This window comes from Comamonas sp. GW821-FHT11H03, assembly GCF_058807955.1.
The window spans coordinates 218,902-230,940 of the sequence record NZ_JBXARF010000002.1 but is presented as its reverse complement, the minus strand read 5'-3'; the positions used below and the strand labels follow the sequence as shown (position 1 = coordinate 230,940).

Sequence of the window (12,039 nt, the reverse complement as noted above, 5' to 3'; positions counted from 1 at the left end):
TATAGCAGAACATGCTTTGCTGCAGCGCTTTGCACCGTATTTCGTGGTCAAAAAAAGACAAACTTGTGTAACGTCAAACTGCAAGAACTTCAGTCCCTGCGCATACTGGTGCTTACCCTGTGATTTAGGATTCCATCAAAGCGCGGCCCCTCCCCTGCCGCCACGATGCTTTTCCGGGCGGCATTTCTATAATGCCCTACCCCTTGCCAATACTGCGAAATGCCGCCATCAGAACATTCTGCTCACCAGGCACCTGCGCCTGGGTCTCAAACTCCCAAAAAACGCATGCACTGGCTGCCGCGTTCCATTTTCTGGCTGATCGGACTTGCCGTCGCTGCTGCCCTGGCCGTTTTGCTGGCCGTGGCCGTGGCGCTGGCCATGGCTTACCCCAATCTTCCAGACGTCTCCGAACTTGCAGACTACCGCCCCAAGCTACCGCTGCGGGTCTACTCCAGCGAAGGCGCTCTGCTGGGCGAATTTGGGGAGGAACGTCGTACCCTGACGCCCATCAACGAGATCCCCAAGGTCATGACGGATGCGGTGCTGGCCATCGAAGACACCCGCTTCTTCGAGCATGGCGGCGTGGACTACAAGGGCATGCTGCGTGCTGCGCTGGCCAACCTGGGCAAGGTCAAGAGCCAGGGCGCCTCCACCATCACCATGCAGGTCGCGCGCAATGTCTATCTCTCTTCCGAGAAGACCTATACCCGCAAGATCTACGAAATACTGCTGACCTTCAAGCTTGAGCACTTGCTCACCAAGGAGCAGATCCTCGAGATCTACATGAACCAGATTTTCCTTGGCAACCGCGCCTATGGCTTTGCAGCAGCCTGTGAAGCCTATTTCGGCCATCCGCTCAAGGACATCACGGTGGCAGAAGCCGCCATGCTGGCCGGCCTGCCCAAGGCCCCATCGGCCTACAACCCGATCAGCAACCCCAAGCGCGCTCGCATCCGTCAGCTCTACATCATCGAGCGCATGGAGGAAAACGGCTTCATCACCGCCGAGCAGGCCAAGCAGGCCCGCGAAGAGCCGCTCAAGCTGCGTACTGCTGCCAATTCGACCCGCGTACATGCAGAGTACGTGGCTGAAATGGCCCGTCAGCTGATCTTTGCCCAATACGGCAGCGACGCCTATACCCGCGGCCTGAACGTCTACACCACCCTCAATGCCGGTGAACAAGAGGCTGCCTACAAGGCTTTGCGCGAAGGCATCATGAACTACGAACGTCGCCAGAAGTACCGCGGCCCCGAGAAGTTCATCACTTTGCCCAGCAACGCACAGGAGCTGGAAGACGCCATTGACGATGCGCTGGCCAACCATCCCGACAACGGCGATGTGGTTGCGGCCGTGGTGCTGGAAGCATCGCCTCGCAAGATCGTCGCGGCCCGTGCGGACGGTACCCATTTCGAGATCACGGGCGACAACCTCAAGCCCGCCGAATCCGGCCTCAGCCCCAAGGCACCGCCCAATATCAAGATCCGCCCCGGTGCCGTGATCCGCGCCATCAAGAACGCCAAGGGTGCCTGGGAAATCACCCAGCTGCCCGAAGTCGAAGGCGCTTTTGTGGCCATGTCCACGCAAACCGGCGCCATCCGCGCGCTGATCGGAGGCTTCGACTTCGAAAAGAACAAGTTCAACCACGTGACCCAGGCCTGGCGCCAGCCGGGCTCCAGCTTCAAGCCCTTCATCTACTCGGCGGCGCTGGAGCACGGCTTCTCGCCCTCCACCATGATCAACGACGCACCGATCTTCTTCAGTGCAGCAACCACCGGTGGCCAGCCCTGGGAGCCCAAGAACTACGACGGCCGCTACGACGGCCCCATGACCATGCGCACGGGCTTGAACAAGTCCAAGAACATGATCTCCATCCGATTGCTTCAGGCCATCGGTCCGAAGACCGGACAGGAATGGGCGACGCGCTTTGGCTTTGACGCCGCCAAACAGCCCGCCTACCTGACAATGGCCCTGGGCGCCGGCTCCGTCACGCCGCTGCAGATGGCGGGCGCCTATTCGGTGTTTGCCAACGGCGGCCACCGCATCAATCCCTGGCTGATTGCCCGCGTGACAGACCACAAGGGTCGCATCCTCTCCGAGTTCACGCCACCCGCGGTGAAGGAGCTGCCCCAGGCCATCCCCGAGCGCAATGCCTTCCTCACCGGCACCTTGCTCAATGATGTGGCACGCGTGGGCACGGCTGCACGTGCCCAGGCCACACTCAAGCGCCCCGACCTGTATGGCAAGACTGGCACCACCAATGACTCGGTGGACGCCTGGTTTGCCGGTTACCAGCCCAGCATTGCCGCAGTCTCCTGGATTGGCTACGACACCCCGCGCAATCTGGGCTCGCGCGAAACCGGTGGCGGCCTGAGCCTGCCCATCTGGATCAGTTTCATGCAGCACGCGCTCAAGGGCGTGCCAGTGGCCGAAGTGCAAACCCCGCCTGGCGTGGTCAATATGGGCGGCGACTGGTATTACGAAGAAAACGCACGCAACGGCGGCGTCTCCAGCCTCGGCATGGAAGGCGTCTCCGATCCTGGCAACGCAGGCCCGGGTGCCACCCAACCGCCGGCCGCAGAGGAGCGCAGCCGCATTCTGGACCTGTTCAGAAACTAAGGCCTCCAACAACAAAAAGCCTGCCTCTCATCGAGGCAGGCTTTTTTATTCCAGCACCCTGAATATTCAGGCCAGGGCCTTGAACTCCAGAGCCATGCCCGACTGCTCGCTCGCATATTGCGTCAGATTGGCAAAGAACTCGCCAGCACCCTTGGTGTCCAGCCAGACTTTCTTGTCTTCGTCAAAACGATAGTGAAAGCCGCCAGCCTTGGCCGCCAGCCAGATTTCATGCAGGGGTTTTTGCTGGTTGATGACAATCTGGCTGCGATTGGCAAACACCAAAGTCACCATGCCGCCCACGCGCTGGGCATCAAGGTCGGCATCGGTTTCGTCATTGATGCGATCACAGCATTGCTCCACAGCCAGCAGAAGTTGGTCGGCGCGATCCAGATATTCAAGGTCAGTCATTACAATTTGCCCATGTTGAAAGCCAACCAAATTTTAGTCAGGAGCATTGCCCTTGCGGCTTGTGCGGCGTCCCTGGCAGCACTTTCCGCCTGCGGACAAAAAGGCCCGCTCTATCTGCCTACGGATCCTGCGGCGCAGGGTCGCGCCACGCTGCCCGAAACACTGGGCATTTCCACCAAGCCTTCCAGCGCAGCAACACCCGCAACGAAAGCCACGCCGACAGAGGCTGACGAGATGCCCCGGACCGATGCCAAGCCCTGAGGCTTGATACACATCAACATGGCGCCCGGGCTTACTCTCTAGAGTGACGGCATCTTGTCCTTTGACAAACTGCCATGTCCATTGAGCTCTATCGCGACAAAAACCACGTCTGTCTGATGTTCACCGACCTCATCGAGGAGGACGGTCAGGCCATTCAGGCCAACCAGTTCCTGATTGTGGACAACGGCACGGGCGCCATCATCGATCCCGGTGGCAACCTGGCTTTCAACGAGCTGTTCATGGGCATGTCACGGCATTTCCCGCCGCAAAAGCTCGCCTATCTGATTGCCTCGCATGCCGACCCGGACATCATTGCCTCGCTGGATCGCTGGATGAGCAGCACCCGCGCACAACTGGTCATATCGCGCATCTGGGAGCGTTTTGCACCGCACTTCACCAAGGTGGGCAAAACGGAAAACCGCGTCATCGGCGTACCTGACTCGGGTGCACGCCTGCCTCTGGGCCACAGCGAGCTGGTGCTGCTGCCGGCGCATTTTCTCCATGCCGAGGGGAACTTTCACTTCTACGACCCCATCAGCAAGATCCTGTTCACCGGCGACCTGGGCGTGTCCCTGACCACCGGAGCAGAAGCGCAGAAGCCCGTCACCGACCTCGCTCCCCATATCTCGCGCATGGAAGGCTTTCACCGCCGCTACATGGTCTCCAACAAGATTCTGAGGCTATGGGTGCAGATGGCACGACAGTTGTCCATAGACATGATCGTGCCCCAGCATGGCGCGCCCATCATGGGCAAACAGGCGATTGGCGACCTGTTCAACTGGCTCGAAGGCCTGCAGTGCGGAATCGACCTGTTCGACCAGCGCGCCTACCAGCTGCCCTCAGCAGAGATCGACCCGGTCTCGCGTCAGGTACGTCCGCCCCTGCGCGCTGTAGCCGGTTGATTGCCTCTGAGTGCGCGCAGCACTCGCCAGCCAAGCAAGCTGCCGAGAATGGCTGCATAAACAGCCACCTCGGCAAAATTGTTCTTGCCGGCACGCATCCAGAAAAAATGCAGCAAGGCCAGCGGCACCGCCACATAGACGGCGCGGTGCAGCCATTGCCAGCGCTTGCCGCCCAGAGCCCTGAGCATGAACTTTGGCGAGGTGGCAGCCAGCACCAGCAGCAGCAGCCAGGTGCTGAAACCCACCAAAATGAACGGACGCTTGGGGATATCGGCCAGGATATCGCCCCAGTCCAGTCCCATGTCGAACCAGGCATAGCAAAGCAGGTGCAGACAGGCGTAGAAGAACACGTACAGACCCAGCATGCGCCGGTAACGCACCAGCAGGTTCCAGCCGCTGAACTGACGCAGCGGCGTCACCGCCAGCACGATGCAGAGAAAGCGCAGGGTCCAGTCGCCCGTGCTGCGCAGCAGGGCTTCGGCCGGATTGGCCCCCAGCCCGTCGGTAAACGCCGCATAGAACAGCCATGCGCAAGGCAGCAGGCACAGCGTGAAGACCAGCGGCTTGGCCCAGGGCTTGAGCAACCAGGCCTGCATCAGTAGAACTTCTTCAGGTCCATGCCCGCATACAGCGACGCCACCTGATCGCCATAGCCGTTGAACAGCAGAGTCTTGCGGCGCTTGGCGAACAGCCCGCCCTCACCGATGCGCCGCTCGGTGGCCTGGCTCCAGCGTGGATGATCGACCTCGGGATTCACATTGGAATAAAAGCCGTACTCGTTGCGTGCCGCCTTGTTCCAGGCCGTGCCCGGCTCCTTGTCGGTCAGGCGGATCGCCACCAACGACTTGGCACTCTTGAAACCATATTTCCAGGGCACGACCAGGCGCAGCGGCGCACCATTCTGGTTGGGCAGAACCTCGCCATACATGCCGAAGGCCAGCAGCGTCAGCGGGTGCATGGCCTCATCCAGCCGCAAGCCTTCGGTATAGGGCCAGTCCAGCACGCCACTTCTGAGTCCGGGCATCTGGGCCTTGTCGGCCAGGGTGACGAATTCCACATACTTGGCGCCTGAGAGCGGCTGCACCTTCCTGAGCAGCTCGGACAGCGAATAGCCAACCCAGGGGATGACCATGGACCAACCCTCCACGCAGCGCAGGCGGTAGATGCGCTCCTCCATGGGCGCGAGCTTGAGCAGGCTGTCGATGTCCAGGGTCTGCGGCTTCTGCACCAGACCTTCTATGCGTACCGTCCAGGGCCGGGTCTTGAGCGTGTGCGCATTGCGTGCGGGCTCGTCCTTGTCCAGACCGAACTCGTAGTAGTTGTTGTAGCTGGTCACGTCCTGGTAGCTGGTGGTCGCCTCCACGGTCATGGCACCGGCCACCTTGCTGACCACGCCCTTCAGGGCGGGCAGATGCACGCGATCGGCAGCAGCCAGCGCGTCACGGCCGGCCCAGCCGGCCAAGGTGGCGCCAGCCGCCCCCATGGCCAGGGTCTGCAGAAAATCCCGGCGCTGCAGGTATTGGGTCTGAGGCGTGATCTCGCTGCTCAGTGGATGTTCAAAGCCTTGGTTGCGGTGACGTATCAGCATAGGAATGCTCCCAAACGACGATCAAGAGTAGTGCGATTTGGAAGCCCTCTGGGTCAGCAAAGTTCCTCCGAACTCCTCAATAAAAAAGGAGCTGCTTACGCTTGATGATCAACGGTTTCAGATTGTTTTCAACCTGAAATCCTTATTCAATCAGCGCAAGCAGCTCCTATTTTCTGGAGTGCCTGGTGCGAAGCCTACAGCTCGCCGTAGCTGTGCAGCCCCGACAGAAACATGTTCACGCCCAGGAAAGCAAAGGTCGTGACGGCCAGACCCGCCAGCGCCCACCAGGCGGACACCGTGCCGCGCAGACCCTTCATCAGGCGCATATGCAGCCAGGCGGCGTAGTTGAGCCAGACGATCAGCGCCCAGGTTTCCTTGGGGTCCCAGCTCCAGTAACCACCCCAGGCCTCTGCCGCCCACAGAGCGCCGAGCACGGTGGCGATGGTGAAGAAGGCAAAGCCCACGGCGATGGCCTTGTACATCACGTCGTCCAGAATCTCGAACGAAGGCAGACGTGCGGCAATGCGCTTGCGCGAGAGCAGGATGCCGGCCACGATCAGCGCCGAGATGCCGAAGTACACCATCCAGTAGCTGCCGCCGTTCTCGGTCGCGCCCTTGCGAAAGACGATGGGCTCGAAGCACAGCACCACGCCCAGCAGCCACAGCGGCGCAAGCTTGTACCATTTGGTCTCGGTGGCCTGCTGCTTGATCAGGTAGGCAAACGCCACCATGGCCGACAGCGCAAACGTGCCGTAGCCGATGAAGTTGGCGGGCACATGCAGCTTCATCCACCAGCTCTTGAGGGCTGGCACCAGGGGCTGAATCTCATGGGCCTGGCGCACCAGCGTGTACCAGAGCAAAAAGCCCACCGCCGCGCTGACCACCAGCATCACAAAGCCGCCCAGGGCACGCGTGTCGTAGTGCTGCTCGTAGTACAGATAGAAGATAGACGTCATCCAGCAGAACATGACGAACACTTCGTAGAGATTGCTGACAGGGATATGGCCGATGTCCGGGCCCAGCAGATAGCTCTCGTACCAGCGCACCATGGTGCCGATCAGCGCCATGGCCACGGCCAGCCACGCCAGGCGCGAGCCCAGCAGCGACATGACCGAGCGCTCGCCCTTGGCAAACACGCCGATCCAGTAGAAAGCCGTGCTGATGAAGAACACCATGCTCATCCACAGGATGGCGGACTGGCTGGAGAGGAAGTACTTCAGGCCGAAGACGCTCTCCGATCGCGCCAGCTCCCCGCCATCCCCTCCCTGGTACAGGCCGATGGCCATCAGCGAGAAGCCGGCCACGGTCAGCATCAACACTGCCAGCGGGCGCCAGAACCAGCCCATCCAGATCATGGCCGGGATGGTCGCCAGCAAAATGCCCTTCTCATACACATCCATATAGGCGGCGTAGCGCTGCAGCGCATAGCCCAGGCCCACGGCCACCACGACCGCGAACAACCAGTCAAACCAGTTGCGGCGGGCGAAATAGCCTTCGTTCAGAGTCAATGTCGTGGTTGCGGTGTTCATACAGAACCTCCGGGAGTCTTCTTTTGTAAGGGCTTGGCCCCGATCAGCTTGTCGGCCAGCATGACGAACTCGCGGTCGCCATCCATGGTCTTGCGGTTGGTGGACAAGGCCATGTTCGCATGGCTGGCACCATTCGCAGGGGTCAGCCAGATCCAGATGCGGCGGTCACGCACGTACAGCATGGCAAAAACGCCGATGATCAGGAAGAGACACCCCAGGTAAACAATGTTTTTACCGGGAGCGCGCGCCACCTGGAACACGCTGGCCTGCACCTGCTTGAAGTCTTGCAGCATGAAGACCACGGGCGCCGGGTAGAACTGCGCATCGCTGAGCGAGAACACCGATTGCGTCATGAAGGCCTGGGTCTTTTCATCGTTCTCGAAAGGCTTGAGTCCCGCCTGCTGGCGCACCTGCTGGGCCAGCTCGAACAGCACGCCGTTCAGAATCCGCACCAGCACCTCGCCGGCGCGCTCGCGCTCGGCCTCGGGCACATTGCTGTCCATGAAGTCCGATATCGCCTGCAGACCACCGAGCTGGCGACCGTCAGGGCCCTTGAGCTTGCTGTCCTGACCGGCAAACAGCTCCAGCGCCTTGAGCGCGGACTGCGTCAACGGCTCGGCCAGCTCGGGCCTGGAGGCATCGACCGCCCGCTGCACATAGGCACGCGCTGCCTTTTCGGCCAGGGCCTTGCTCTGCATGGCCTGACGCAGCTGCATGAAGGTGTTCATCGTGCCTTCAGGGTCGGCAGGCACGCGCAGATAACGCATCTGATCGGCCTGGTTCTCACGCACGCCGAGCAGGAATACGGGCTGGCCGTCGCCCGTATCCACGGGCAGCATGTAGTTCTGGAACTCGCGCGCCTGACCCGAGGCATCGCGCAACTTGTAGCCCACGCTGGGGCCGATATTGCGCAAATCCTTTTTGTCCATCGTCTTGTGGCCTGCGCCCAGGCGCGCGTCGATGGCCTGCCTCAGATCGACCTTGCGCACATCGGTGCCGACGCCGCCCTTGTCCTGGCCGCCGAAGTTCTCCACATTGATGGTGCGCAGTGCCGTGTACTCCAGCGTCACCTTGTCCTGTTGGCCATCGGCCAGCTTGCGCACGAACTCGGTGGAGTTGCCGATCACGCCCTCCACGTCGAAGGGCTGGGAGACGCCATCCATGGGCACGGCATGCAGCTTGACGCTGGAGCCGCCGTCATCGAAGCTGCTCTGATAGATCTCGATGCCCTTGTAGCTGGCCGGATGGTTCACTTCCACGCGCTTTTCCAGCTTCTCGCCCGTGGCGCGGTCATGAATCACGATATCGCTGGCAAACAGCTTGGGCATGCCGGTGGAGTAATACTCCACGATGAATTTCTTGAGTTCCACCGAAAATGGCAGATCTTGCAGCAGGATACCGTCCGATTGATTCAGGATGGCAGTGCCGGACTGCGTACCTTCGGAGACCATGAGGTTGCCGCGGAAGGTCGGATTCTTGATGGACAGACGGTGCTCGGGTGCCACGTCCGAGATCATGCCGCCGCCGGTGTAAGGTGTTTTTCCGCCCAGCAGCATCTGCGCCCGCACGATGAGGTCGCCGTCAAACAGCCCGCCAATGCAGATCAGCACAATCGCACAGTGCGCGGCGATATAGCCCAGCTTGTTGACCGCGCCGGCCTTGGCCGCCAGCATCCAGCCGGTGCCGGGACCGGCCGCCGTGTCGCGCTGCTGCATCTTGACCTTCCAGCCGCCAGATGCCAGTTGTCGGCCGATGCGCTGGGCCGCCTCTTCGGTGCTGCCCGCCACATCGGCCTCGGCGCGATGGTGGAAAGCCTTGAGGCTTTGTTCGCGCAGGTTTTCCTTGTAGTTGCGGATGTCGGCCAGATATTTGGGGGCATGGCGGCTCACGCACAGCGAGGTGCTGATGACCAGAAACGCCAGAATCAGCAAAAACCACCAGGCGCTGTAGACCGCATTGAGCTTGAGCGCCAGAAACAGCTGCGCCCAGAAAGGGCCGAACTGGTTGACATAGTTGACCAGCGGTTCATGTTGCTTGAGCACCGTGCCGATGACCGATGCGATGCAGATCACCGTGAGCAGTGAAATCGCAAAGCGCATGGAGGCCAGCAACTCCAAAGTCGCGCGCACTGCCTGTGAGCGAGAGGAGTCACGATCGCGAAGTGGAAGGTCTGACATGAGGATGAGATAGAGCCGAACGCAAAAAGGCGGGCCATCTGCTGAACTAGCCGATGGGCCCGCCTGACTTGGGGGGTGCCAGATGCCTGAAAGTTCCCGAAGTCACCCGCGCATCTGGTGAAAAGGATTTTTAACGCAAGCCAGCTATATAGTCTGCCACGGCCTTGATTTCGCGATCATTAAGCTTGGCAGCAACCTGGGCCATGGGAATGCTATTGCTGCGCTTGCCGTCGCGAAAATCCGTCAACGACTTCACGGTGTAATCCGCATGCTGACCCGACAGACGCGGGTACTGGGCCGGAATGCCGGAGCCGTTGGGGCTGTGGCAGCCCGCGCAGGCGGCAATCTGGCGCTCCTGAATGCCGCCGCGGTAGATGCGTTCACCCAGGGCGATGGAGTCCTTGTCCTTGGAGAAGCCGTTCTTGGGTGCCTGGGTATGCAGCCAGGCTGCAATGTTCTGCATGTCGCCATCGCTGAGCGTGGAGGCAAAGCCCTTCATCACCGGGTCGTTGCGCTTGCCATCCTTGAACTCGCGCAGCTGCTTGACCAGATACTCGGGGTGCTGGCCTGCCAGCTTGGGCTGCAGGGGAATGGTGGAATTGCCGTCTGCGGCATGACAGGCGGCGCAGACCGCCCCATAACTGGCTTGCCCTTTGGCAGCATCCGCCTTGACAGGTGTTTCTCCCGCAGAAAATGCGGGGAAGGCAGGTGCTGCGAAAATGGCAGCAGTCAGCAAAGAGGCAAGCAACTTCATATCAAGGGGCAGGGTCTATTGTTGAGAGCTCGAATCCGTCAAATTCTACAATGGGCCTCCCTGAAATAGTTACCGTCATGACCCATGCTTCCCCGGATACCACTGCCGGAAAAACACTTTCTTTGATCGACAGCAAGCTTGCGATGGGCTGGATGCACACCGCACGTTTTTTCACGACTGCGGCCCAGCTCAACCAGTTGCCCAAGGTCGACGTTCCCGAGATTGCCTTCGTCGGTCGCTCCAACGCCGGCAAGTCCACCGCCATCAACACGCTGACCCAGCAAAAGCAGCTGGCTTTCGCTTCCAAGAAGCCAGGCCGTACCCAGCACATCAACCTGTTTGCACTGGGCAAGCAGGGCGTGACCGATGCCGTGCTGGCCGACTTGCCCGGCTATGGCTACGCTGCCGTCTCCCGCACCGACAAGGAGCGCTGGCAGCGCGTCATGCTCAACTATCTGATGAGCCGCGAAAGCCTGTCCGCCGTGGTGCTGCTGTGCGACCCGCGTCTGGGCCTGACCGAACTCGACGAAGCCCTGCTGGATGCCATCCGCCCACGCGTGGAGCAAGGCCTGAAGTTTCTCATCGTGCTGACCAAGGCCGACAAGCTGACCCGCGCCGAGCAAGCCAAGATTCTGTCCATCACCAAGCTCAATGCCGGCGGAGGTGAGGTGCGCCTGTTCTCCGCCCTCAAAAAGCAGGGGGTGGACGATGTGGCCCAACTGCTGTGGCACTGGTGCCACCCCGAGGGATTGCCCCAGGCGGGATTGCCCCAGGCCGCTCCCGTCACCCAAGCGACGCCTGCGGACGAGACTCCTGCGCAAAATCAGCCATAGGCGCTTATCTTGCAAGCGCCAGAAGCTACAAAAAGGAGAGCTTCATGGTCACGACTTGCATGCATACCCTGTCCACAGGGGTTGAACTGGAATGCCGCACCACCGGCAAGCCGGGTCAGCCCCTGTTGCTGTTTCTGCACGGCTTTCCCGAAGGGGCCTTCATCTGGGATGGGATGCTTGAGCAGTTTGGCAGCCGCTACCGCTGCGTGGCGCCCAATCTGCGCGGCTATGGCCGCTCCAGCCAGCCCACGGCCATCAGCGACTACCGTGCCAAATACCTGGTGGAGGATCTTGCCGCCCTGATTGCGCTGGAAAACCCTGCCAAGCGCGCTGCCTGCGTGATTGCCCATGACTGGGGGGGCGCCGTGGCCTGGGGCCTGGCCAACCGCTATCCCCAGCAGCTTGAGCGGCTGCTCATACTCAACTCCCCGCATCCCGGCAGCTTCTTGCGCGAACTTCAGTCCAACCCTGTGCAGCAGTCCGCCAGCCAATACATGCACTTTCTGCGCCGACCCGATGCGCACGAGCTGCTGGCCGAAAACGGCTGGCAGCGCATGCTCGGATTTTTTCAGAACCCCGACGGCAGCATGCCCGCATGGCTGACGCCCGAGCGCAAGCAGCAATACCGCGAGCATTGGGACCTGGGCGTGCACGGCGCCTGCATGTTCTATGCAGCCAGCCCGCTGGTGCCGCCCCGTCCGGGCGGCAGCGCCGATGAACTGCAGGACATTCGCGAACTCAGCCTTCCCGATGAAATGCTGCATATCCCTGTGCCGGTGCGCATTCTCTGGGGGGACAGCGACCTGGCGCTACAGCCTGCTCTGCTGCATGGGCTGGAGCAATGGGTGCCGCAGCTGGAGATAGAGCATCTCCAGGGCTGCAGCCACTGGGTGGTCCATGAGAGGCCCGAGGCCGTGCAGCGCGCCCTGGCCGAGTTCTGCTGATGCCAGGTCGCTCCTGAAAAAGGAAGC

Annotated in this window: 11 protein-coding genes; 5 read left to right on the top strand and 6 right to left on the bottom strand. The window is 61.1% G+C overall.

Annotation, left to right across the window (positions count from 1 at the left end; all coding sequences use genetic code 11):
- Nucleotides 1–285 precede the first annotated feature (285 nt).
- Nucleotides 286–2,616, top strand: coding sequence for a penicillin-binding protein 1A (locus AC1RTQ_RS05510; RefSeq protein WP_492874639.1), 2,331 nt, complete (start codon nt 286–288; stop codon nt 2,614–2,616).
- Between the two features lie 66 nt (nt 2,617–2,682).
- Here the strand turns inward: AC1RTQ_RS05510 and cyaY are convergent, their stop codons facing one another.
- Complete coding sequence (cyaY, locus tag AC1RTQ_RS05505; protein ID WP_003061987.1) at nt 2,683–3,024, bottom strand: iron donor protein CyaY; 342 nt, start codon at nt 3,022–3,024, stop codon at nt 2,683–2,685.
- A gap of 12 nt (nt 3,025–3,036) precedes the next feature.
- Here cyaY and lptM point away from each other — a divergent pair, with 12 nt between their 5' ends.
- Nucleotides 3,037–3,285, top strand: a complete 249-nt coding sequence (gene lptM / locus AC1RTQ_RS05500) for an LPS translocon maturation chaperone LptM (RefSeq protein ID WP_409813772.1) — start codon at nt 3,037–3,039, stop codon at nt 3,283–3,285.
- Nucleotides 3,286–3,359: 74 nt separating this feature from the next.
- A complete protein-coding gene (locus tag AC1RTQ_RS05495) occupies nt 3,360–4,187 on the top strand; it encodes an oxygen-binding di-iron domain-containing protein (RefSeq protein ID WP_302092257.1) in 828 nt (275 codons plus the stop codon).
- On the opposite strand, the gene msrQ is transcribed toward AC1RTQ_RS05495, so the two are convergent.
- The 5 genes from msrQ to AC1RTQ_RS05470 all read right to left on the bottom strand — a co-directional run bounded on the left by msrQ (nt 4,151) and on the right by AC1RTQ_RS05470 (nt 10,235).
- Entirely contained in the window at nt 4,151–4,783 is a 633-nt protein-coding gene (msrQ, locus tag AC1RTQ_RS05490) for a protein-methionine-sulfoxide reductase heme-binding subunit MsrQ (RefSeq protein WP_302092258.1), read from the bottom strand. The two genes, AC1RTQ_RS05495 and msrQ, sit on opposite strands and share 37 nt — an antisense overlap.
- Nucleotides 4,783–5,775 (bottom strand): protein-methionine-sulfoxide reductase catalytic subunit MsrP, encoded by a 993-nt coding sequence (gene msrP / locus AC1RTQ_RS05485; RefSeq protein ID WP_492874638.1) that lies wholly within the window; start codon nt 5,773–5,775, stop codon nt 4,783–4,785. The genes msrQ and msrP overlap by 1 nt, the downstream gene beginning before the upstream one ends.
- 194 nt (nt 5,776–5,969) lie before the next feature.
- Complete coding sequence (gene ccsB / locus AC1RTQ_RS05480; RefSeq protein ID WP_302092260.1) at nt 5,970–7,304, bottom strand: c-type cytochrome biogenesis protein CcsB; 1,335 nt, start codon at nt 7,302–7,304, stop codon at nt 5,970–5,972.
- Nucleotides 7,301–9,481: a cytochrome c biogenesis protein ResB gene (locus AC1RTQ_RS05475; RefSeq protein WP_492874637.1), complete on the bottom strand. Its 2,181-nt coding sequence runs from the start codon at nt 9,479–9,481 to the stop codon at nt 7,301–7,303. Before AC1RTQ_RS05475 ends, ccsB begins: the two co-directional genes overlap by 4 nt.
- Nucleotides 9,482–9,611: 130 nt before the next feature.
- Nucleotides 9,612–10,235, bottom strand: coding sequence for a c-type cytochrome (locus AC1RTQ_RS05470; protein ID WP_003058744.1), 624 nt, complete (start codon nt 10,233–10,235; stop codon nt 9,612–9,614).
- A gap of 77 nt (nt 10,236–10,312) precedes the next feature.
- On the opposite strand from AC1RTQ_RS05470, the gene yihA reads away from it, so the two are divergent.
- Both yihA and AC1RTQ_RS05460 read left to right on the top strand, forming a co-directional pair.
- Entirely contained in the window at nt 10,313–11,068 is a 756-nt protein-coding gene (gene yihA, locus AC1RTQ_RS05465; RefSeq protein WP_492874636.1) for a ribosome biogenesis GTP-binding protein YihA/YsxC, read from the top strand.
- Nucleotides 11,069–11,112: 44 nt separating this feature from the next.
- The gene (locus tag AC1RTQ_RS05460) at nt 11,113–12,012 is read left to right on the top strand and encodes an alpha/beta fold hydrolase (RefSeq protein WP_492874635.1); all 900 of its coding nucleotides are present in this window, start codon (nt 11,113–11,115) and stop codon (nt 12,010–12,012) included.
- The last annotated feature ends 27 nt before the right edge of the window (nt 12,013–12,039 follow it).